The sequence below is a fragment of the Streptomyces sp. PSU-S4-23 genome, from assembly GCF_055632315.1.
Genome location: NZ_JBVMUU010000002.1, coordinates 5,290,143 through 5,312,151 on the forward strand (window position 1 = coordinate 5,290,143; position 22,009 = coordinate 5,312,151).

Consider the following 22,009-nt stretch of genomic DNA (forward strand, 5'->3'; position numbering starts at 1 on the left):
AGACCCTTCATGTCAGACCCTTCATGTCAGATCCCTCGTCAGATTCCTCATCTCAGGTCCCGCATGTCAGCTCCCGCATGTCAGGTCCCATCCGGGGAGGAACGAAGCCGTCCGGGGGCGGCGTCAGCACAGCGGGACCGCCTCTCCCGCCCCCTCGGACCAGGCCGTGAGCGGGTTGAAACCGCGGTGGCCGCACTCGCCGAAGACGGTGACCGGGGCGCCGCCCGACAGAGCGACCAGGCGCCACAGGCCCGGGCGGGCGCCCGCCGACGGCGTCAGCGGCAGGGCGGTGCCGCCGTCCGCGTCGGCCAGCTGCCAGCCGTCCTCGACCGGGGCCGGTATGACCCGGCCCAGCGTCACCGGGAACGAGTCCAGCCAGGGGTCGGCCCGCAGCGCCTCCCCGTAGCGCGCCGCCACCCGGGCGGTGGTCACCCCCGGCGGCCGTACCGCGGTCGGCGCTGGGGGCGCGAACCGCTCGCCCAGGGCGGCCCGTATCTGCCCTGCCCCCGGATACGCGGACACCTCTGCGTCGAGGGCGAGCCCCACCGGCAGAGCCAGCTCGGGTGCGCGCCCGGCCGCCCCGTAGGAGAGGAGCAGCACCGTGCGGTCCGACTCCGCCCCGTACAGCCAGATCCGCCGTGTGGTGAGCCGGCTGTCCGAGGTGTCGTACTGCGCGAGGACCAGCCAGCGGTCGCGGACGGGCGGTCCGTCCGCCGAGCCGGGCAGGCCGACCCGCGAACGGACCGTCGCCGCCAGCCCGTCGGGCAGCCGCTCCCGGCGCAGCCAGCCCCGGTCCAGAAGATGCACCAGCGCGCACTCCTCCAGCAGGCGCACCGGCCACCCCGGCCCCGACGAGGGGATCGCGCCCAACTCCCGTACCCGTGCGGCCAGTCCCGGAGCCTGCGCGTCGACCATGCGGGCGGCCGTCTCCTCCCACAGCCCGTACCCCGCCTGCTCGGCCGAGGCCAGGCCGCCGCGCAGCAGATCGGTCAGCCGCTGCTCCAGCTCCGTCGCCCCCGCGGTGATCCGCTCGGCCCGTCGCTCCGCCCTGCGCCGGGCCGCCTCGGGATCAGCGGAACCGCCGGAGTGCGAGCCGCCCGCCGCCCGCCTGTCCTGCGTACGCCGTCTGCGCCCCTCGATCCACTGCTCCGCCCAGTCCGGCGCCCGCCCCTGCGGCACCGAGCCGTCCTCGCCCGCCCAGAGCAGCAGCAGCCCCAGCGCGTGCTTGCACGGGAACTTGCGGCTCGGACAACTGCACTTGTACGCCGGCCCCGTCACGTCCGCGATGTCGACGACCGTCTGATACGGCTTGCTGCCGCTGCCCTTGCACAGCCCCCACACCGTCCCCTCGTCAGAACTGCCCGCCTCCGACCACGGCCCGGCCGCACCGAGTTTGCTTCCCGCTTTGCGCGACGCGGCGTCAGGTGCCAGTGCCAGCACCTGGTCCGCCGTCCAGCGCACCCCCTGCTGAGTCATGTCGTCGACGGTAGATCCTGGCACTGACAATCGCCGTGGCCGACAGTGTTTGCGCAGGTGGGAGTGCATTGTCAGTGGTGTGGTGCACGGTTGGTGGCAGATCCGAACCGGCCGAGCTGGAGGGGGACCTGGCCATGCGTGCGTCCATCGATCCCAAGTCCGTGGAACCGAGCCCGAGCGAGTCCGCGCCCGCGAACGGGTGCGGGGGAGCAGACCCGGGCGGGCGGGTGCCCGCGCCCGTGCGCACACCCGCGGAGGACAAGGCGTCAGCGGAGAAGACGTCGGCGGAGGCGCTGCGGCCGCATGCCGAGGACGCGTTCGCGGCCGAGCTCGCCGCGCTGGCCGAGCAGGACGACCGGCCCCGCCCGGCCCGCTGGAAGCTGTCGCCGTGGGCCGTGGCCACCTATCTGCTGGGCGGCACGCTGTCGGACGGCACGGTGATCACGCCCAAGTACGTGGGCCCGCGCCGCATCGTCGAGGTCGCCGTCACCACCCTCGCCACCGACCGGGCGCTGTTGCTGCTCGGCGTGCCCGGCACGGCGAAGACCTGGGTGTCCGAGCATCTGGCGGCGGCCGTCAGCGGCGACTCGACCCTGCTCGTGCAGGGCACGGCGGGCACCCCGGAGGAGGCGATCCGCTACGGGTGGAACTACGCGCAGCTGCTCGCGCACGGCCCCAGCCGCGACGCGCTGGTGCCCAGCCCCGTCATGCGGGCCATGTCCGAGGGGATGGTCGCCCGGGTCGAGGAACTGACCCGTATCCCCGCCGACGTTCAGGACACGCTGATCACGATCCTGTCGGAGAAGACGCTGCCGATACCGGAGCTGGGGCAGGAGGTGCAGGCGGTCCGCGGCTTCAACCTGATCGCGACGGCCAACGACCGCGACCGCGGCGTCAACGACCTGTCGAGCGCCCTGCGCCGCCGTTTCAACACGGTGGTGCTGCCCCTCCCGGAGAGCCCCGAGGCCGAGGTCGACATCGTCTCCCGCCGCGTCGAGCAGATCGGCCGCTCGCTCGACCTGCCGGCCGTTCCCGACGGGATCGACGAGATCCGACGCGTCGTCACCGTCTTCCGTGAGCTGCGGGGCGGTGTCACGGCCGACGGCCGCACGAAGCTGAAGTCGCCCAGCGGCACGCTGTCCACCGCGGAGGCGATCTCCGTCGTCACCAACGGGCTTGCGCTGGCGGCCCACTTCGGCGACGGGGTGCTGCGCGCGAGCGATGTCGCCGCGGGCATCCTCGGCGCCGTCGTCCGTGATCCGGCGGCCGACCGCGTGATCTGGCAGGAGTACCTGGAGGCGGTGGTCCGCGAGCGTGACGGCTGGACGGACTTCTACCGCGCGTGCCGGGAGGTGTCGGTGTGAACGACTCCGGCACCACACGGGACGTTCCCAGCACGGTGGACGCGGTCGGCGCAGTGAGCGGAGCGATCGTGCCGACCGGTGCCGGGGGCCGCGACGGAACGGGAACGGCGGGAGGCGACGAGCCGGGGCGGTCCCGGTGGCGAGGGGGACGGTGTGACGGGCGTTGACAGGCCGCCGGGCGGGACGGCCGGCGAGGGGCCGCTGCTGCTCGGGGTGCGGCATCACGGACCGGGATCCGCGCGGGCCGTGCGGGCCGCCCTGGAAGAGGCGCGGCCGCGGGCCGTGCTGATCGAGGGACCACCGGAGGCGGACACGCTGATCCCGCTCGCGGCGGACGAGGAGATGCGGCCGCCGGTGGCGCTGCTCGCGCACGCCGTGGACGAGCCCGGGCGGTCGGCGTTCTGGCCGCTGGCCGAGTTCTCCCCGGAGTGGGTGGCGATCCGCTGGGCCCTCGAACGCGGCGTTCCGGCCCGGTTCATCGACCTCCCGGCGACGCACACGCTGGCCTGTGGAAGGGAGGAACCGGCGCCGGTGGGCGACGCGCCCGGTGAGGCCGAGGCGGCGGCGGAGGGGAAGGCGGAGCGGGAGGCGTCCGGCCCGTCCGGGAGCGCCGACACCGTCCGCGTCGACCCCTTGGCCGTGCTCGCCGAGACCGCCGGCTACGACGATCCGGAGCGCTGGTGGGAGGACGTCGTGGAGCACCGGGGCGCGGGCAGGGGCGGCGCGCTCGCGCCGTTCGCCGTGCTGGAGGAGGCGATGACCGCGCTGCGGGAGGCGTACGGCACCGGGGGACATCAGCGGGACCTTGTGCGCGAGGCGTATATGCGCCTCCAAGTGCGCGCCGCGCAGCGGGAGTTCGGCCAGGACGTGGCCGTGGTGTGCGGGGCCTGGCATGTGCCCGCGCTGCGACGGAGGACCGCCGTCGCAGCCGACCGCGCCCTGCTGAAGGGGCTGCCCAAGGTGAAGACCGACATGACCTGGGTGCCCTGGACCCATCGGAGACTGTCCCGGGCCAGCGGCTACGGCGCGGGGATCGACTCGCCCGGCTGGTACGGGCATCTGTTCGGCGCCCCCGACCGGCCCGTCGAGCGGTGGATGACCAAGGTCGCGGGCCTGCTCCGCGAGGAGGACAGGATCGTGTCGTCCGCCCATGTCATCGAGGCGGTGCGGCTCGCCGGGACGCTCGCGGCGCTGCGCGGGCGCCCGCTGCCGGGGCTGTCCGAGACCACCGACGCGGTGCGGGCGGTGATGTGCGAGGGCTCGGACGTGCCGCTGGCGCTGGTGCACGACCGGCTCGTGGTCGGTGACGTCCTGGGGGAGGTGCCGTCGGCGGCCCCCGCCGTCCCCCTGCAGCGTGACCTCGCCCGGCTCCAGAAGCGGCTGCGGCTCAAACCGGAGCCTCTGGAGCGGGAGCTGGAGCTGGACCTGCGGAAGGAAACCGACGCCGGGCGCAGCAGGCTGCTTCACCGGCTGTGCCTCCTCGGCATCGGCTGGGGCGAGCCCGCGGCCTCGCGCGGCAGCACGGGCACGTTCCGCGAGACCTGGCGGCTGCGCTGGGAGCCGGAGCTGGCGGTGCGGGTCGCCGAGGCGGGGGTGTGGGGGACGACCGTGCTCGGCGCCGCGACCGCCAAGGCCGAGGCGGACGCGGCCGGCGCGCAGGCGCTCGCCGACGTCACGGCGCTCGCCGAGCGCTGCCTCCTGGCGGAGCTGCCGGACGCGCTGCCCGTGGTGATGCGGGTCCTCGCCGACCGCGCCGCCCTCGACGCGGACGTCGGCCATCTCGCCCAGGCCCTGCCCGCCCTGGTCCGCTCCCTGCGCTACGGAGACGTGCGAGGCACGGACACCGGGGCGCTGGCGGACGTCGCGGCGGGCCTCGCCGAGCGTGTGTTCGTCGGGCTGCCGCCGGCCTGCGCCGCACTCGACACGGAGGCCGCCGAGGAGATGCGGCGCCATGTGGACGCGGTGCACGGGGCGGTGGGGCTGCTCGGGGAGACGGGGGCGGCGGCCCACGGCGACATACGCGGGCGGTGGCGTTCCGTCCTGCGGGTGCTGTCCCTGCGGGAGACCGTGCCCGGAGTCATCCGCGGCCGTTCGGTGCGGCTGCTTCTGGACGAGGGCGAGCTGGCGCAGGACGAGGCGGCCCGTCTCATGGGGCTGGTGCTGTCACCGGGGACGGCGCCGGCGGACGCGGCCGCGTGGATCGAGGGGTTCGTCGGCGGCGGCTCCGGCGGCGGGATGCTGCTGGTGCACGACGAGCGGCTGCTCGGGCTGGTGGACGCGTGGCTGACCGGCGTGCCGGCGGAGGCGTTCACCGACGTCCTGCCGCTGCTGCGGCGCACGTTCTCGGCGTATGAGCCGGGAGTGCGGCGCACGCTCGGCGAGCTGGTGCGACGCGGGCCGGGTGCGCGGGACAGCGCACGGACCGGGCCGGGCGTTCCCGGCTTCGTGTCCGCTCTCGACGCCGGCCGGGCGGACGCGGTGGTGCCGGTGCTGCGCCTGCTGCTCGGTCTGGACGAGCCCGGCGGCAGTGATGTCAACGACCTTGCGGGGGTGGCCACATGAGTACGCGCAGGACCAGCAGTGACTCCGTCGGGTCCGCGGACACCGGGGCGGCCGGAGCCGATGAGCGGCTGCGGCGCTGGCGGCTCGTGCTCGGTGGCGATGCCGCGGACGGCACGGGGCACGGGCTCACCGGGCAGGACGCGGCGATGGACGGGGCGCTGACCGCGCTGTACGGGAACGGGGACAAACCGCAGCGGGGGCGGGACCGTTCGGCGGGGCTCGGGGCGTCCGCACCGTCCGTCGCGCGCTGGCTCGGCGACATCAGGACCTACTTCCCCTCGTCCGTCGTCCAGGTGATGCAGCGCGACGCCATCGACCGGCTCGGGTTGTCCACCCTGCTGCTCGAACCGGAGATGCTCGAAGCGGTCGAGGCGGACGTCCACCTGGTCGGCACGCTGCTCTCGCTGAACAAGGCGATGCCGGAGACCACCAAGGAGACGGCCCGGGCGGTGGTGCGCACCGTGGTCGAGGACCTGGAGAAGCGGCTCGCCACCCGTACCCGGGCGACCCTCACCGGTGCCCTCGACCGCAGTGCCCGCGTCAGCCGGCCCCGTCACCACGACATCGACTGGAACCGCACGATCGCGGCCAACCTCAAGCACTACCTGCCGGAGTACCGCACGGTCGTACCGGAGCGGCTGATCGGGTACGGGCGGGCGTCGCGGTCCGTGGAGAAGGAGGTCGTCCTCTGCATCGACCAGTCGGGGTCCATGGCGGCGTCGGTGGTGTACGCGTCCGTGTTCGGGGCGGTCCTCGCGTCGATGCGGTCCATCGCCACCCGTCTCGTGGTCTTCGACACGGCCGTCGTCGACCTCACCGACCAGCTCGACGACCCGGTCGACGTCCTCTTCGGCACCCAGTTGGGCGGAGGCACGGACATCAACAGGGCGCTGGCGTACTGCCAGTCGCAGATCACACGGCCCGCGGAGACCGTCGTGGTCCTCATCAGCGATCTGTACGAGGGAGGGATACGGGACGAGATGCTCAAGCGGGTGGCCGCGATGAAGGCGTCGGGTGTGCAGTTCGTGGCGCTGCTCGCGCTCTCCGACGAGGGAGCGCCCGCGTACGACCGCGAGCATGCGGCGGCGCTGGCGGCGCTGGGCGCACCGGCGTTCGCGTGCACGCCCGACCTGTTCCCGGATGTGATGGCGGCGGCGATCGAGAAGCGGCCGCTGCCGATACCGGAGAGCGCGTGACACCCGGCGACGGGCAACGGACCGCGCCCAAAAGGGACATCAGCCGATGCAGGACGGAAGCCAGGAGCAAACCAGACATGACTACCCATCGGTAACAGGGGGCTTGCGCAACCGCGGGAGGGCCGTGCGAGGATCGAAACGGCCTTTCGCCATCGACGGTGCGTCGCATTCGCCCCGTACCGCCCCGTACCGCTGCGTCCCGCCGCACGGAGGCTCTCCCCGTCGTGACCCTGCCCAGCACACTTCCGTTCACCGGCCCCGCACTGCGCGCGATGCGCACCGCGGCCGGGCGGCGTGCGCTGTATCTGGCCCTGCTGGTGGGCGGGTTGCTGGCACTGGGACTCCTCTGCGGGGAGCGGGCGCAGGCGGCGGAGGGAACACCGGCCTTGACGGCTCCGGCCGCCCCGATGGCCGCAGGCACCCCGGCCGGCGTCGTGCGGGACGTCGTGGACACGGTCGGGCGGACCGAACGGCCCCTCAGCACCGTGGCAGTGCGGGCGGTGACCGGCCCGTCCTCGCCTCTGGCCCACCTCGCCCCTCCGGCCGCCGCCCCTGGACACGCGCGTGACGGCCGACTCCCGCTGCCGGCGTCCGGCCCGCGGCCCGCGCGCCACTCCGGCGCGCACGCCACGGAGCCGGGCAGCGCCCCCGTCACGGCTCCCCCGGCCTCCGGGACCCACCCCGCCCGGACCGCGCCCGGCACCCCCGCCGACGACTCCGTCGCCTCGGTGACCGGGACGCTTCCCGCCGTCTCCGACACCGTCCGCCGAGCCGTCCGCCCCGTCACCGAGGGACTCATACGGCCGGTCGGCGACACCGTCCTGCGGCCCGTCGGCGACACCGTCGTCCGACCGGTCGGGGATCTTCTGCAGACGGTGACCGGCGGGCTGGCGGACGCGTCAGCGCAGTGGCCGCCGCTGTCGTCGCTGCCCTCCGTGCCCGGCCTTCCGTCCTTGCCCGGTCTTCCGTCCCTGCCCGGTCTGCCGGGGCCGCCGGCGGCTCAGGCGCACACCCTGCCGGCGCCGGCGGTGCCGCAGCAGCCGGGCGGCGACACGGGGCACCAGGCCGCGGTGGAGCACCGGCCCGGCGGCGAGCACGGGCCGCGGGACACCAGAGCCGACGCGGGCGAGTACCCGCACCGAGCCCTCCACACCGGCCGGTCCGCGCGTCTGCCGCGGCATCAGGCGCCCGACGGCGACCCGACCGGTGCGCTCGGCGGCCAGCCGGCCACCGACGGCGGCGCGCCCCGGCACGACGGGCACGCCGTCTCAGCGAACCACCGGGCACCGCTGCGGCTGGTGCCCGGCGCCACCGCGGTCGTCACCGCGGACGGGACCCGGGACAGGCACCGGGACATCCCCGAGTTCCCCGGCTAGGGCGGCACCTCCTCCCCGCGAGACCTGAGACGCGGGGACGGAACAGGTCTGCCCGCCGTCCGGATCCCTCCGGTCCCCGGACCTCCTCGGACGGCAGCCGCCGGCCCCGAGCCGCCGCAGCCGGCCCGCATCCGTGACCGCCGGGTCCCCCTTCCGGGACCACCGGAGCGCCACGGATCCATCGGCCTCAGACCGAACACCGGCACCGGCACCGGCACCGGCCACGGCACTCGGCACCGGTACGTCCCGAACTCCCGAACTCCCGGAATTCCCGGAATTCCCGAAGGATCTGACGCACGCATGAACAAGAACATCCGCCGCTCCATCGTCATAGCCGCCGGTGTCACCGGCGCGTGGGCGCTCGGCTCCGCCGTCGCCAGCGCGGACGAACTGCCGGCGACGTCTGTGTCCACGCCCGACGTGGGCATCGACACCGCGGACACGGTCGGCGCGGTCACCGGCACGGTGGGAGGCGCCGTCACCGACGTCCAGGACGCCGTCTCCGCCGTCACGGAGGTCACGAAGATCACACAGGCCACAGAACCCACAGAGGCCACGGACGTCACGGGCGCCCCGGCGCATGCGGCCGCGGTCGCGCGGACCGGGGCCCACACGGCGGCGTCCACCGCCGACCGGGCCCACCGGTACATCGACGCCGAGGTGGCGGTCCCGCACCGGGCGCACGCCGGGGGCGCCGTGCACGCCGCCGCGTCCGGCGCCGTCGGGACCGCGGAGCCCACCGGGAACGCCGCCGGGGCCGCCGTGTCCGATGCGGCCTCCCCGCAGGACGAGATCGACTACCTCTTCGGCCCCCTCGCGGCCTTCGCGCCCGAACTGGAGCAGGCGCTCGCCGCCGCGCAGACCAAGCTCCAGGGAGTGCAGGCCGCCGCGCACACCCGGGCGCAGGGCGTCGACGGAGTGGTCCGCACGACCGCGCAGCGCACCGTCGCCGGTGCGGGCCGCACCGCGGCGGGCACGACCGGTGCCGCGCGGCAGACGGCCACCGGGGCGGAGGGCCGGGCCGTGGAGGCGACGGCCGCCGCCGGCGCCGGTGTCTCCGCCGTCCCGGCCCACGCCACGGGCGCGGTCGCGGGGGCTAGGCAGCAGGTCGCCGGAACGGCCACCGGGGTGCCCGGCACGGTCACGACGGTGGCAGGTGAGACGGCCGCCGCCGTCGTGCCGCCGGTCGCCGGCCCGGTCGTCGACGGCGCGGTGCCGGCCGCTCGGCACGCGGTGGCGGGCGCGGCCGGCCTCGCCCAGGGGGCGGTGGCGGACGTCCAGCCACTCGCCGGGCACGCCGCCGGCCACGCGTCCACGACGGCGTACGGGGCCGAAGCCGATGCGCGGTCGCTGGCGTACGGCGCGGCCGGCGAGGTGACCGGGGACGGGGCCGGCTCCGTGCTGCCGCCGGTGGCCGGGACCGCCGTCCACGGGGTCGTGCCGGTCGCCGGGCAGGCCGTCGGGGACGCGACGCGGCTGGCGTACGGCGTGGCGGGCGATGTGCGGCCGTTCGCGGGCGGCGTCGTGGGCCAGGTCGGCCAGGTCGCGCCGTTCGCCGAGGGGGTCGCCGGGAACGCGACGGGGCTGGCGTACGGCGTGGCGGGCGAGGCGCAGCCCTTCGCGTACGGCGTGGCCGGCTCGGCGCGGCCGGTCGTGCAGACGGTGGACGACACGGTGCGGCCCGTCACGCACGGCGTGGCGGCAAGCACCACGGACCTGGCCCACGGTGTGGCGGGCGACGTGGGGCCGTTCGCGGGCGGCGTCGTGGGCGGGGCCGGATCGTTCGCGCAGGAGGCCGCGGGGCGGGCCGCGCCGTTCGCCGGGGACCTGACCGGGACCGTGCGGTCGGCCGGCGGCGCCCTGACCGGCCACGCGGTGACCGGCGTCCAGGGCGTCGCCGGGTCCGTCACCCCGGGGCATCTGCCGCAGAGCCCGTACCAGCCGTACTCCGTCTGACCCATCGAGTGCCGTACGGCACTCCGACCGGCTCCGCGGGGCCGACGCCCCGGGCGGCCGAACGCCGTCGGCCCGTCCGACCGTGATCCCGCGGACAGGACGGGTGGCCCCATTGGGGTGGGGCCCACCCGTCCTACGCCCCTGCGGGGGCTGCACAAGGGGTCCCACCGGGCCAACCCCAACCCGGTGGGACCCTGCCACCCCGCTCCGCCGGTGGGCCCGGGCGGCTCCTCCGCACGTGTGACAGGTATCACCGCTCAGGTGTGATCTGTGATTTAGGGCCCCACGGCGACCGGCGATAACCTGCGAGACGGACCTGCCGCGCGCTCGGACACCGTGTGCGCTCCTTTTGTGACACAGAGCGTGACACAGAGCGGACGTCACGTTGCCCTTCGCGGCACGCCCACGCATCCAACGAACCGCGAGATCACTGATAGGGACGGAAGCGCGTGGACCTGTTCGAGTACCAGGCGAGGGACCTCTTCGCCAAGCACGGTGTACCGGTGCTGGCCGGTGAAGTCATCGACACGCCTGAGGGGGCGCGCGAGATCACCGAGCGACTGGGCGGCAAGTCGGTCGTCAAGGCGCAGGTGAAGGTCGGTGGCCGCGGCAAGGCCGGCGGTGTGAAGCTGGCCGCCAGCCCGGACGAGGCGGTCGCCCGCGCCACGGACATCCTCGGCATGGACATCAAGGGCCACACGGTCCACAAGGTGATGATCGCCGAGACGGCTCCGGAGATCCTGGAGGAGTACTACGTCTCCTTCCTCCTGGACCGCGCCAACCGCACGTTCCTCTCCATCGCGTCCGTCGAGGGCGGCATGGAGATCGAGGAAGTCGCGGCCACCCGCCCCGAGGCCGTCGCCAAGATCGCGATCGACGCCATCGACGGCGTGGACCGGGCCAAGGCCGAGGAGATCGTCGCCGCGGCCAAGTTCCCGGCCGAGGTCGCCGACAAGGTCGCCGATGTCCTCGTCAGGCTGTGGGAGGTCTTCGTCAAGGAGGACGCCCTCCTGGTCGAGGTCAACCCGCTGGCCAAGGTCGCCTCCGGTGATGTCATCGCCCTCGACGGCAAGGTGTCCCTGGACGACAACGCCGAGTTCCGCCACCCGGACTTCGAGGAGTACCACGACCGGGCGGCCGCCAACCCGCTCGAGGCGGCGGCCAAGGAGAAGAACCTCAACTACGTCAAGCTCGACGGCGAGGTCGGCATCATCGGCAACGGCGCCGGCCTGGTCATGTCGACCCTGGACGTCGTCGCGTACGCCGGTGAGGCCCACAAGGGCGTCAAGCCGGCCAACTTCCTCGACATCGGCGGCGGCGCCTCCGCCGAGGTCATGGCCAACGGCCTCGAGATCATCCTCGGCGACCCGGACGTCAAGTCCGTGTTCGTCAACGTCTTCGGCGGCATCACCGCCTGCGACGCCGTCGCCAACGGCATCGTGCAGGCCCTGGAGCTCCTCAAGAGCAAGGGCGAAGAGGTCAACAAGCCGCTGGTCGTGCGCCTCGACGGCAACAACGCCGAACTGGGCCGCAAGATCCTGACGGACGCCAACCACCCGCTGGTCCAGCAGGTGGACACCATGGACGGCGCGGCCGACAAGGCCGCCGAACTGGCTGCTGCCGCGAAGTAAGGGACGAGGTCACACACACCCATGGCTATCTTCCTCACCAAGGAATCCAAGGTCATCGTCCAGGGCATGACCGGCTCCGAGGGCCAGAAGCACACCCGCCGCATGCTGGCCTCCGGCACGAACATCGTCGGTGGCGTGAACCCGCGCAAGGCGGGTCAGACCGTCGACTTCGACGGCACCGAGGTACCGGTCTTCGGCACCGTCAAGGACGCCATCGACAAGACCGGCGCCGACGTGACGGTCATCTTCGTCCCGGAGAAGTTCACCAAGGACGCGGTCATCGAGGCCATCGACGCCGAGATCCCGCTCGCGGTCGTCATCACCGAGGGCGTCGCGGTGCACGACACGGCCGCCTTCTGGGCGTACGCCGGCAAGAAGGGCAACAAGACCCGCATCATCGGCCCGAACTGCCCCGGCATGATCACCCCCGGTCAGTCGAACGCGGGCATCATCCCGGCCGACATCACCAAGCCGGGCCGTATCGGCCTGGTCTCGAAGTCCGGCACGCTGACGTACCAGATGATGTACGAGCTGCGGGACATCGGCTTCTCCTCCTGCGTCGGCATCGGCGGTGACCCGATCATCGGCACCACCCACATCGACGCGCTCAAGGCGTTCCAGGACGACCCCGACACCGACCTGATCGTCATGATCGGTGAGATCGGCGGCGACGCCGAGGAGCGGGCCGCGGCCTTCATCAAGGAGAACGTGACCAAGCCGGTCGTCGGCTACGTCGCGGGCTTCACCGCGCCCGAGGGCAAGACCATGGGTCACGCGGGAGCCATCGTCTCCGGTTCGTCGGGCACCGCCCAGGCGAAGAAGGAGGCGCTGGAGGCGGCCGGCGTCAAGGTCGGCAAGACGCCGACGGAGACGGCGAAGCTGGCCCGCGCCATTCTCGGCAGCTAGGCACGGTGCGGCCGGCTGACGCGCCGGCCGGGCTCGCACACGCGGACGGGCCCGCACCCCGGCGAGGGGTGCGGGCCCGTCCGCGTGTTCAGCGCGCCTGCGGGGCCACTCGTGTGGGGCCGCTGTGCGCCTGCGCCCTCAGCTTCGCCCGGAGCCGCAGCTGCTCGGCGGAGAGCGGGCCCTGGGCCGCCCGTGCCGGGACGTCCCGGATCGCGGTTCCCCGCGGCACCGGTGCCTCGTAGTGGTCCGGGGCCGTGCCCAGGGTCAGTGCGGTCGCGCCGACGACCGCGCCGGTGAGGGCGATCGCCGCGCCGTTCCACCGGCGGCTGAGGCGTTCGCCGCGGGCCCGGACCGAGGACGGCGGCCCGGAGGACTGCGGGCGTCGCGGCGCGGCCGGTTCGGTCAGCGCGCGGTGGAGCGCCTCCGGATCGGCGAACTCCGGCGCGACCGCGGCCACCGCCCGGCGGGCGCGCAGCAGCCGGCCGGCCGTGGCCGGGGTGCTCGCCTCGGTCTCGGCGGCGGTCTCCGGCAGGCCGAGGCCGACGCCGTCGTAGAGCACGAGCGTGCGCCGGTGGACGGGCGGAAGGCCGAGGAGCGCGTGCAGCAGCAGGCGGTCCGAGGGGTTCGCGGGCGGCGGTTCGGGGTGACGGTAGCGCCGGCGGAAGCGGTGCCAGGGTGAGAGCGCGCAGTCGTGCGCCAGCGCCCGTATCCAGCCCGCGGGATCGGGGTCCACGGCCACCTCGGGCCAGCGCTGCCAGGCGAGCTGGAAGGCCCGCTCGACCGCGTCGTGGGCCAGGTCGCGCCGGCCGGTGAGCAGGTACGCCTGCCGTACGAGGGCAGGGGCGCAGAATTCGTACAGGCCGTCGAATGCTTGATGGGCGGTCAGGGGCGGGGCCTGTCTCCCGGTCGCCAACTCCGCGAGGAGTCTCGCGTACTCCCTCCGCCCCTCGCCGCGCGGCACGGAACGGCCGGTCTCCCAGGCGCACACGGTCTCCAGCGGGACGCCCAGCCGCTCGGCGACCTGAGCCTGCGTCAGTGACCCGGCCTCGCGCAGGCGTCGGCGCTCTTCGGGGGCCGGCAGCGTGGAGGCGGGGCGTCGTGTCACGGGACGGCCCTCCGGGTGAAGAGGTACATAATCGTATATTGATCGACACAGCGGAACTCCGCCTGTTGCGCGGAGAAAACGCGTGTCATTGGGAGCATGGCGGTCGTGACGCAATGGACCGATCGCCGAACCACGTCGTCCCTTCGCGCCCGCCTGCGGGACCGGTCGCCCGGACTGGGCGCCGGCCTCCTGGGCGGCGCCGGCGCCGCTGTGCTGGGACTCGGCTCGCTCGCCCTGCTCGCGATGCTGCTGTGGATCAGTTCTCCCTACCCCGACAGCGGACCCGGCGGCGCGCTGCGGGCGGCCGCCGCACTGTGGCTGCTGGCGCACGGCGTCGTGCTCGTGCGCACCGAGACGCTCTCCGGGGTGCCCGCGCCCGTCGGCGTCACGCCGCTGCTGCTGGTCGTGCTGCCGGTGTGGCTGCTGCACCGGGCGGCGCGCGACGCGACGGACGGGGACAGCGTGGAGGCCGAGGGCGGCACCGCGCCCCTGGTGCCCGCGCGCACGGCGTGGTCCGGCGTGGTGGCGGGCTATCTCGGGGTGGGCGCGGTGGCGGCGCTGTACGCCTCGGGCGGAGTGCTGCGGCCGTCGTGGAAGTGGACCGCGGTGTGCCTGCCGCTGGTCGCGCTGGTGGCGGCGGGGACGGGGGTGTGGACGGCGTACGGACGGCCGCTGGGGCGGGTGCGCCGGACGCTCGACCGGCTGCCCGCGGGTCTGCGCCGGGTGGTGACCGCCGGGACGCCGCGCCGGGGCGGCCGGGCATGGCTGCGGGCCTGTGTACGGGCCGCGCTGGGCGGGACGGCCGTGCTCGTGGGCGGCGGCGCGCTGCTCGTGGGCTTGTCACTGGGGTGGCACGGTGAGGCGGCGCGGGCGTCGTTCCTCCAGCTCACCGAGGGCTGGTCGGGGCGGTGCGCGGTGGTCCTGCTGGCGGTGGCGCTGGTGCCGAACGCGGCGGTGTGGGGAGCGGCGTACGGGCTCGGGCCGGGCTTCCTGCTGGGCGCCGGGCAGGTCGCCGGTCCGCTGTCGTCGGCGGCGCCCCCGGCGTCCTTGCCGCCGTTCCCCCTGCTGGCGGCGGTACCGGGGACCGGGGGCACGCCGCTGTGCTGGGCGGTGGGAGCGGTGCCGGCCGCGGCGGGCGCCACGGTGGGGTGGTTCGTGGCGGGGGCGGCGAGCCGGCACCGGGCGCGGGGCCGGGACGCGGTGTGGTCGGTGGGGCGGACGGTGGGGACGGTCATGGTGGCGGCGGCGGTGTGCGGGGCGCTGCTGGGCGGGCTCGCGGAGGCGGCGGGCGGGCCGCTGGGGGTGGCGGCGCTGTCGCGGTTCGGGCCGGTGGGATGGCAGGTGGGCGGCGCGGCGGCCGGATGGACGCTCGCGGTGGGCGCGCCGGTGGGGGTCGCGGTACGGGCATGGCGGCTGCGGGGGCTCGCACGGCGCGGGCGCGGTCAGCGGGAGGAGCACGGGCCGGGGCGACGGTTCTGGCGCACCCGACGCGCCCGCCCCGCACCTTTCCCGGCCCCGATCCCGCAGCCGGCCGGCAGCTGGGTCCCGCAGCCGGGCGGACTGCGGACCCCGGCACCCGCCGGGAGCCGGACCACACAGCCGGTCGGCGATACGGCCGCGGGACGGGCCGGGGAGCGGACTTCGGAATCCACCGGGGGGCGGACCCTGGAATCCACCGGGGGATGGGCCCCGCAACCGCCGGCCGGGAGCCGGACCACACAGCCGCTCGGCGGTACGGCCGCGGGACCGGATGGGGGGCGGGTCCTGGGATCGGTTGGTGGGTGGGCTCCGGGACGTGCCGGGGTCTGGAGCCCGCCGTGGGCCGGGGGCACGGCTCCGCCGCCGGCGGGGGATTCGGCCCCGGAGCGAGGCGCAGGCCGGACCCCGGAACCGGGCCCGGGCCGGACCCCGTACCCGGCCGGAGGCCGGGGCTCCGCCCCGCGTGCCGGTGAGGAGGCGGAACGGGCGTGGGAGGGGCCCCACCCCGAGCCGTACGAGGCACTTCCGGAGGAGGCGGATCCGTTTCCCTACGGCCCCGGCCCCGGCCAAGGCCCCGGCCAAGGCCCCGGCCCCGGCCAAGGCGACGAGCCCGGTCCGCGGGAGTGAGGGGCGGTCGCGAGGAGGAGCGGACCGGTGGGCGCGGCCACCCGGCTCAGCGGGTGCCCAGCACTCCGCGCAGGTCCTTCGGCAGCAGGTCGTTGCACGACTGCTTCGCCTCGCTGGTCAAGGCGTCGTTGACGCAGGTGTAGTAGTCGCGGTAGACCAACTGGGCCGTGAACATGGCCGCCACCATGGCGACCGCCAGGGACGCCGTGACCAGGCCGCTGATCGCCGCCGTCGTCTGCGGGCGGGCCGGGGCCACCGGGGTGTTCGGGTCGGGGGTGCGCGGCTTGGCCCGGAGCGCGCTCGTCCCCCAGTACAGCGCCAGCGAGCCCAGCAGCAGGGCCACGTAGGGCCAGCTGAAGAGGGCGAAGAAGAAGGCCCACATGCCGGCCAGCAGCGCATACCGTGCGCGGCGCTGGCTCGGGTCCGTGGGGTCCCACCGCAGGCCGCCGGTGCCGGGGCCGCCGGACCCCTCGGGCCCGCCGCCCTGTCGCCCCTGCCCGCCGGGGCCGCCGGGACGCTCACCGAAGCGGCCGCCCGTCGCGGGGCCCGGCTGCCGGTCGCTCCACTGGCTGCCCCAAGCGGAGTGCCCGCCCTCGCCGGAGCCGTCCTGCCCCTGACCGGGCGCCGGGTGCCGCGGCTGCCACGGCCGGTCCGGCGCGCCCTCGGGCGGCGGTGCGAAGGGGTTGTCGTCCGCGGGCGCCTCGGGGTTCCGCTCGCCCCCCGCGGAGCCACCGCTCGCGGAGTCACCCCGGCTCTCGGGTGACTTCTCGCTCTCCCGCGGCGGCACGGGCTGAGGGTGCCGCTCGCGCAGCAGCAGCGGAGGGAGTCGGAGACTGCGGTCCGGCATCAGGTGTGCGTCTTCCCCTTGGTGGTTCTGGCGGGCGGCTCGTCCACAGACTCGCCGCGGGGCGGGTGCGCCCCGGGCATGCGCCTCATGTGGTCAACGTCCTGCGCAGGCACGGCGTTCCCCGCGTCGAAGCGCTTTCCCCGGGTGGTTCCTTCCCAGACGCTACCTTCCGGCCACGCCCCCGTCCCGCGGGGGCCATCCGGTGTGCCGGTATCGTTGCTGGCGGTCGTCCGTTTCGTAGACTTCCCCGTATCCCGGGGCGTGAAGCATTCGTACGACCATACAAACGCTCGTCCGAGCGACCCCACAAACACACCCCCGAGAAAGGGCCCCGCCGTGGCCGAGTCCGTGGCCGAGACCGTCACCGAGTCCCCGGCCAAGCGCCTGGTCGTCCTGGTCTCCGGGTCCGGCACCAATCTGCAGGCACTCCTCGACGCCGTCGCCGAGCGGGGAGCCGCCGCCTACGGGGCCGAAGTCGTCGCCGTCGGCGCCGACCGCGACGGGATCGAGGGCCTCGCCCGCGCCGAGCGCGCCGGGCTGCCCACCTTCGTGTGCCGGGTCAAGGACCACGGCAGCCGGGAGGAGTGGGACGCGGCCCTCACCGAGGCCGTCGCCGCGTACGAGCCCGACCTGGTCGTCTCCGCCGGGTTCATGAAGATCGTCGGCAAGGAGTTCCTCGCGCGGTTCGGTGGGCGGTTCATCAACACCCACCCCGCCCTCCTGCCCAGTTTTCCCGGAGCCCACGGCGTGCGGGACGCGCTCGCGTACGGCGCGAGGGTCACCGGGTGCACCGTCCATTTCGTCGACGACGGCGTCGACACCGGACCGATCATCGCGCAGGGCGTGGTGGAGGTCCGGGACGAGGACGACGAGAGTGCGCTGCACGAGCGCATCAAGGAAGTCGAGCGAAGGCTGCTCGTCGAGGTCGTGGGGCGGCTCGCCCGCAACGGCTATCGCATTGAGGGACGAAAGGTAGTTATCCAGTGACCGCCGAGAGCACCAAGCGGCCCATCCGGCGCGCGCTCGTCAGCGTCTACGACAAGACCGGGCTCGAAGAGCTCGCCCGTGGACTGCACGAGGCCGGTGTCGAGCTCGTCTCCACCGGCTCCACCGCGTCGAGGATCGCCGCCGCGGGCGTCCCCGTCGCCAAGGTCGAGGACCTGACCGGCTTCCCCGAGTGCCTGGACGGCCGCGTCAAGACCCTGCACCCCAAGGTCCACGCGGGCATCCTCGCCGACCTGCGCCTCGACAGCCACCGGCAGCAGCTCGCCGACCTCGGGGTCGAGCCGTTCGACCTGGTCGTCGTCAACCTCTACCCCTTCCGTGAGACCGTCGCCTCCGGCGCCTCCCCCGACGAGTGCGTCGAGCAGATCGACATCGGCGGGCCCTCGATGGTGCGCGCCGCCGCCAAGAACCACCCGTCCGTGGCCGTGGTCACCAGCCCCGACCGGTACGCCGACGTCCTCGCCGCCGTCCGCGACGGCGGCTTCGACCTCACCGCCCGCAAGCGGCTCGCGGCCGAGGCGTTCCGGCACACCGCCGCCTACGACGTCGCCGTCGCCTCCTGGTTCGCCTCCGCGTACGCGCCCGTCGACGACTCGGTCTTCCCCGACTTCCTGGGCGCCACCTACGAGCGCAAGAGCACCCTGCGCTACGGCGAGAACCCGCACCAGCCCGCCGCCCTCTACGCCGACGGCAGCGGCGGCCTCGCCGAGGCCGAGCAGCTGCACGGCAAGGAGATGTCGTACAACAACTACACGGACACGGACGCCGCGCGCCGTGCCGCGTACGACCACGACGGGCCCTGCGTCGCGATCATCAAGCACGCCAACCCGTGCGGCATCGCGATCGGCGCGGACGTCGCCGAGGCGCACCGCAAGGCGCACGCCTGCGACCCGGTCTCCGCCTACGGCGGCGTCATCGCCGTCAACCGGCCGGTGAGCCGGGAGATGGCCGAGCAGGTCGCCGAGATCTTCACCGAGGTCATCGTCGCGCCGGACTACGAGGAGGGCGCGCTCGACGCCCTCACCAAGAAGAAGAACATCCGGGTGCTGAAGGCCCCGACCGGCCCGGACAACCCCGCCGAGGTCAAGCAGATCGACGGCGGTGCGCTGCTCCAGGTCACCGACCGGCTCCAGGCCGACGGCGACGACCCCGCCCACTGGACCCTCGCTGCCGGCGAGGCGCTCGGCGCCGACGAGCTGCGGGAGCTCGCCTTCGCCTGGAAGGCGTGCCGCGCCGTCAAGTCCAACGCCATCCTGCTCGCCAAGGACGGCGCGTCGGTGGGCGTGGGCATGGGCCAGGTCAACCGCGTCGACTCCTGCAGGCTGGCCGTCGAACGGGCGGGCGAGGAGCGGGCGCGCGGTGCGTACGCCGCCTCGGACGCCTTCTTCCCGTTCCCGGACGGCCCGGAGATCCTGATCGCCGCGGGCGTCAGGGCCATCGTCCAGCCCGGCGGTTCGATCCGTGACGAGCAGGTCGTGGAGGCCGTGCGGAAGGCGGGCCTGACCATGTACTTCACGGGCACGCGCCACTTCTTCCACTGAGCCGCGCCGATCGCGCCGTGCCGTGTGATGCCGGGCCCGTCGGTCGACGACCGACGGGCCCGGCATCGTGTGCGTTGCGATACGGGTACCGGCAGGGCACCGTTCGGGAACGGGCCGTCACGACAGCGCCGCCGTCGGGCAATGTCACGGCATGTCGGCGTGCGGATGCATGAACGTCCTGGACATCGTGGCGGCCCTGGCCGGATACGGCCTCCTGGCCATCGCCGGGCTGTTCATCGGCCTCGTCTCCCTGATCGGACTGCTGCTCGGCGGAATGACCGCCCTCGGGCACCTCGTCCGGCGCCGCGACGACGACCACCTGCCGGAAGACACCGGCGCGGACGGGGAACCGGTCGGCCTCGCGTCCTTCCGCTGGAGCCCCGGCCCGGACTGAGCCCCTGGTTCACCGGACGCCCATGCGCGGGCGTTCACACGCCACCGGTGTGTCCTCCCCCCCTCAAGGAGAGCGGCGCATGAGTGACCGACGGCCGAGGCCGTGCCCATCCCTCGAGCAGGGTGGGGCACGGCCTGTGGCGCGAAGGGTGCCTCGTGGTCAGTAGCGGGGACGGTTGAACCACGCGCCGCCGTTCCTGTTGGCGCAGAAGACGATGATCAGGATGCCGAGGACCAGGCTGATCAGGGCGAAGACGTTGGCGCCCAGCAGGCTCAGGAGGCTGAACAGGATGACCAGCGACGCGTACACGATCGCCGAGACGCGCACGCCGCCGGCCCCGCGGGAGAACTTCACGCCGGTGAAGATCGCCCAGAAGGCGAAGGCCAGCACGAGCACACCGAGGACGATCATGACTCCGGCGCCGAAGTCGGCGGCCCTGTTCGCGTCCTCGGACGAGATACTGCTGTCGGAGGAGAGGGCGTCCTCGAACTTGTTGGCGAACCAGGTGCTGGCCGCCATCATCAGGACGCCGCTGAGGGCCTGGAAGCCGCCCAGGATGAACAGCATCACACGGGCCGCCTTCACGGTGCCCGGCATCTCCACCGGGCCGGCCGGGTAGCCGCCGTACGGCTGCTGGAGCGGCGGGGCCGAGGGGTAGCCGTAACCGGGCTGCTGACCCTGGGGGTGGCCGTAGCCGGGCTGGCCCTGCGGGGCGCCATAAGGGTTGTTGGGGTCGCCGAAACTCATGGCGATCGTTCCTCCGTTTGTCTGGGTGCGGGGACGACGCGTGGCACCGTACGGAGGAAGTACTACAGATGCGGTCCGCCCCCCGGCACTGCCCGCGGCACTGTGCAGTTCATCGTGGTAAGGCGTTCGTGACTTTGTCCAGCCGCACGTCGCATGTGTTGTGCAAGTGCAACATCGATGATCATGGGTTGAAACGGACGCGGCGCTTCGGACGGTGCCCGGATTGGAACCCGGGGCGGGTCATCCGGGAGGATGGGGGCCATGACCGCCCAGATTCTCGATGGCAAGGCCACCGCAGCCGCGATCAAGTCCGATCTGACCGTCCGCGTGGCGGCGCTGAAGGAGAGGGGCGTCACGCCCGGCCTCGGCACGATCCTCGTCGGGGACGACCCCGGCAGCCGGAAGTACGTCGCCGGCAAGCACCGCGACTGCGCGGAGGTCGGCATCGCGTCGATCCAGCGCGAACTGCCCGCGACGGCCACGCAGGAGGAGATCGAGGCGGTCGTCCGCGAGCTGAACGAAGACCCGGCCTGCACCGGCTACATCGTGCAGCTGCCGCTGCCCAAGGGCATCGACGAGAACCGGATCCTGGAGCTGATGGACCCGGACAAGGACGCCGACGGCCTGCACCCGATGAACCTCGGCCGCCTGGTGCTGAACGAGCCGGCGCCGCTGCCCTGCACCCCGAACGGCGTGCTCACCCTCCTGCGCCGCTACGGCGTGGAGATCAAGGGCGCCGAGGTCGTGGTCGTCGGCCGCGGCGTGACCATCGGCCGCCCGATGCCGCTGCTGCTGACCCGGCGCAGCGAGAACGCCACGGTCACCCAGTGTCACACCGGCACCCGGGACCTCTCGGCGCATCTGAGGCGGGCCGACATCATCGTCGCCGCGGCGGGCTCCGCGCACCTGATCAGGGCCGAGGACGTGAAGCCGGGCGCCGCCGTCCTCGACGTCGGTGTGTCGCGCAACGCGGAGGGCAAGGTCGTGGGTGACGTCCACCCGGACGTCGCGGAGGTGGCGGGCTGGCTCTCCCCGAACCCGGGCGGCGTGGGCCCGATGACCCGGGCCCAGCTGCTCGTCAACGTGGTCGAGGCGGCGGAGCGCAGTGTCGGCTGAGGACAGGACCGAGGGCACCCGGGAGCGGGCCACCGCCCGGCGGGCGGACACCGGCGGCGAGCCCCTGGTGCGGGACGCCGTCAGCGCTCCCGACGCCGAGGGGAGGCCGCGGCGTGTGACGCGGCGCTTTCCGCGGATCACGCGCGACACCGCGCGGCCCGAGGGCGGCGGCCGGGCCGCGCCGCGCGACGCGCCCGCACCGGCCCGGCAGTGGCCCATCCTCGCCGTGCTGTCCGTCGTCGGCCTCGGGCTGCTGGTGACGGCGCTGGACGCGTTCCGCTTCGGCACGATCCTGATCGGGGCGGCGCTGCTGGGCGGCGCCGTGATGCGATGGATGCTGCCCGACGTGGGCATGCTCGCGGTGCGCTCCCGCTTCACCGACACGGTCACCTACGGCGTCCTGGGCGGGGCCATCGTGCTGCTCGCGATGATGGTCCAGCCCGATCCGTGGCTGGAGATACCGTTCCTGGACGACACGCTGCACTTCACGATCCGCACCTGACGGAGCGTCCGCGGCGTACGAGCGGCGGGCCGTCCTTCCCCCGGAAGGACGGCCCGTCCGTCGTCGCGGCGGCCCGGACACGCGGCGGCGCCCGGCCTCTCCCCCGTGGGAGGCCGGGCGCCGGGGGCGGTTGGGGCCGCCCGGGAAACACCCTGATCCACAGGCGGGAGCTGTTCAAC

General features: G+C 74.2%; 17 protein-coding genes. 13 read left to right on the top strand and 4 right to left on the bottom strand.

What is annotated here, in order from left to right:
• Positions 1-123 precede the first annotated feature (123 nt).
• On the bottom strand, positions 124-1,476 hold the full coding sequence (locus tag ACZ79I_RS24315; protein ID WP_471499579.1) for an SWIM zinc finger family protein: 1,353 nt from the start codon (positions 1,474-1,476) through the stop codon (positions 124-126).
• Positions 1,477-1,610: 134 nt separating this feature from the next.
• On the opposite strand from ACZ79I_RS24315, the gene ACZ79I_RS24320 reads away from it, so the two are divergent.
• The 7 genes from ACZ79I_RS24320 (at position 1,611) to sucD (ending at position 12,467) form a co-directional block, all read left to right on the top strand.
• Positions 1,611-2,840: an ATP-binding protein gene (locus ACZ79I_RS24320; RefSeq protein WP_471499580.1), complete on the top strand. Its 1,230-nt coding sequence runs from the start codon at positions 1,611-1,613 to the stop codon at positions 2,838-2,840.
• A 153-nt stretch (positions 2,841-2,993) separates the two neighbouring features.
• On the top strand, positions 2,994-5,402 hold the full coding sequence (locus ACZ79I_RS24325; protein ID WP_471499581.1) for a DUF5682 family protein: 2,409 nt from the start codon (positions 2,994-2,996) through the stop codon (positions 5,400-5,402).
• Entirely contained in the window at positions 5,399-6,598 is a 1,200-nt protein-coding gene (locus ACZ79I_RS24330; protein WP_471499582.1) for a VWA domain-containing protein, read from the top strand. Before ACZ79I_RS24325 ends, ACZ79I_RS24330 begins: the two co-directional genes overlap by 4 nt.
• A 224-nt stretch (positions 6,599-6,822) precedes the next feature.
• Positions 6,823-7,974 (top strand): DNA polymerase III subunit gamma/tau domain-containing protein, encoded by a 1,152-nt coding sequence (locus tag ACZ79I_RS24335; RefSeq protein ID WP_471499583.1) that lies wholly within the window; start codon positions 6,823-6,825, stop codon positions 7,972-7,974.
• A 300-nt stretch (positions 7,975-8,274) separates the two neighbouring features.
• A complete protein-coding gene (locus tag ACZ79I_RS24340) occupies positions 8,275-9,930 on the top strand; it encodes a hypothetical protein (protein WP_471499584.1) in 1,656 nt (551 codons plus the stop codon).
• A 449-nt stretch (positions 9,931-10,379) separates the two neighbouring features.
• Positions 10,380-11,561, top strand: a complete 1,182-nt coding sequence (gene sucC, locus ACZ79I_RS24345; RefSeq protein WP_471499585.1) for an ADP-forming succinate--CoA ligase subunit beta — start codon at positions 10,380-10,382, stop codon at positions 11,559-11,561.
• Positions 11,562-11,582: 21 nt separating this feature from the next.
• Entirely contained in the window at positions 11,583-12,467 is an 885-nt protein-coding gene (gene sucD, locus ACZ79I_RS24350; RefSeq protein WP_471499586.1) for a succinate--CoA ligase subunit alpha, read from the top strand.
• An 88-nt stretch (positions 12,468-12,555) separates the two neighbouring features.
• On the opposite strand, the gene ACZ79I_RS24355 is transcribed toward sucD, so the two are convergent.
• Positions 12,556-13,572 (bottom strand): helix-turn-helix domain-containing protein, encoded by a 1,017-nt coding sequence (locus ACZ79I_RS24355; protein ID WP_471499587.1) that lies wholly within the window; start codon positions 13,570-13,572, stop codon positions 12,556-12,558.
• Positions 13,573-13,668: 96 nt separating this feature from the next.
• On the opposite strand from ACZ79I_RS24355, the gene ACZ79I_RS24360 reads away from it, so the two are divergent.
• On the top strand, positions 13,669-15,678 hold the full coding sequence (locus ACZ79I_RS24360; protein ID WP_471499588.1) for a cell division protein PerM: 2,010 nt from the start codon (positions 13,669-13,671) through the stop codon (positions 15,676-15,678).
• Between the two features lie 46 nt (positions 15,679-15,724).
• Here ACZ79I_RS24360 and ACZ79I_RS24365 read toward each other — a convergent pair whose 3' ends face one another.
• The gene (locus ACZ79I_RS24365) at positions 15,725-16,525 is read right to left on the bottom strand and encodes a hypothetical protein (RefSeq protein WP_471499589.1); all 801 of its coding nucleotides are present in this window, start codon (positions 16,523-16,525) and stop codon (positions 15,725-15,727) included.
• Positions 16,526-16,861: 336 nt separating this feature from the next.
• Here ACZ79I_RS24365 and purN point away from each other — a divergent pair, with 336 nt between their 5' ends.
• From purN to ACZ79I_RS24380, 3 genes are all read left to right on the top strand, one after another.
• Complete coding sequence (gene purN, locus ACZ79I_RS24370; RefSeq protein WP_471499590.1) at positions 16,862-17,512, top strand: phosphoribosylglycinamide formyltransferase; 651 nt, start codon at positions 16,862-16,864, stop codon at positions 17,510-17,512.
• On the top strand, positions 17,509-19,071 hold the full coding sequence (gene purH / locus ACZ79I_RS24375; protein WP_471499591.1) for a bifunctional phosphoribosylaminoimidazolecarboxamide formyltransferase/IMP cyclohydrolase: 1,563 nt from the start codon (positions 17,509-17,511) through the stop codon (positions 19,069-19,071). The genes purN and purH overlap by 4 nt, the downstream gene beginning before the upstream one ends.
• 169 nt (positions 19,072-19,240) lie before the next feature.
• Positions 19,241-19,465: a hypothetical protein gene (locus tag ACZ79I_RS24380; RefSeq protein ID WP_471499592.1), complete on the top strand. Its 225-nt coding sequence runs from the start codon at positions 19,241-19,243 to the stop codon at positions 19,463-19,465.
• Between the two features lie 159 nt (positions 19,466-19,624).
• Here the strand turns inward: ACZ79I_RS24380 and ACZ79I_RS24385 are convergent, their stop codons facing one another.
• Entirely contained in the window at positions 19,625-20,212 is a 588-nt protein-coding gene (locus tag ACZ79I_RS24385; protein ID WP_471499593.1) for a proline-rich domain-containing protein, read from the bottom strand.
• Between the two features lie 261 nt (positions 20,213-20,473).
• On the opposite strand from ACZ79I_RS24385, the gene ACZ79I_RS24390 reads away from it, so the two are divergent.
• Complete coding sequence (locus tag ACZ79I_RS24390; RefSeq protein WP_471499594.1) at positions 20,474-21,328, top strand: bifunctional methylenetetrahydrofolate dehydrogenase/methenyltetrahydrofolate cyclohydrolase; 855 nt, start codon at positions 20,474-20,476, stop codon at positions 21,326-21,328.
• A gap of 64 nt (positions 21,329-21,392) precedes the next feature.
• Entirely contained in the window at positions 21,393-21,830 is a 438-nt protein-coding gene (locus tag ACZ79I_RS24395; protein WP_471505182.1) for a DUF3017 domain-containing protein, read from the top strand.
• The last annotated feature ends 179 nt before the right edge of the window (positions 21,831-22,009 follow it).

Coding starts and splice junctions, on each gene's coding strand:
- ACZ79I_RS24365 (WP_471499589.1), bottom strand. CDS start 16,525: ATGCCGGACCGCAGTCTCCGACTCCCTCCGCTGCTGCTGCGCGAGCGG.
- ACZ79I_RS24315 (WP_471499579.1), bottom strand. CDS start 1,476: ATGACTCAGCAGGGGGTGCGCTGGACGGCGGACCAGGTGCTGGCACTG.
- ACZ79I_RS24385 (WP_471499593.1), bottom strand. CDS start 20,212: ATGAGTTTCGGCGACCCCAACAACCCTTATGGCGCCCCGCAGGGCCAG.
- ACZ79I_RS24320 (WP_471499580.1), top strand. CDS start 1,611: ATGCGTGCGTCCATCGATCCCAAGTCCGTGGAACCGAGCCCGAGCGAG.
- sucD (WP_471499586.1), top strand. CDS start 11,583: ATGGCTATCTTCCTCACCAAGGAATCCAAGGTCATCGTCCAGGGCATG.
- ACZ79I_RS24360 (WP_471499588.1), top strand. CDS start 13,669: ATGGCGGTCGTGACGCAATGGACCGATCGCCGAACCACGTCGTCCCTT.
- ACZ79I_RS24340 (WP_471499584.1), top strand. CDS start 8,275: ATGAACAAGAACATCCGCCGCTCCATCGTCATAGCCGCCGGTGTCACC.
- ACZ79I_RS24380 (WP_471499592.1), top strand. CDS start 19,241: ATGAACGTCCTGGACATCGTGGCGGCCCTGGCCGGATACGGCCTCCTG.
- ACZ79I_RS24330 (WP_471499582.1), top strand. CDS start 5,399: ATGAGTACGCGCAGGACCAGCAGTGACTCCGTCGGGTCCGCGGACACC.
- ACZ79I_RS24390 (WP_471499594.1), top strand. CDS start 20,474: ATGACCGCCCAGATTCTCGATGGCAAGGCCACCGCAGCCGCGATCAAG.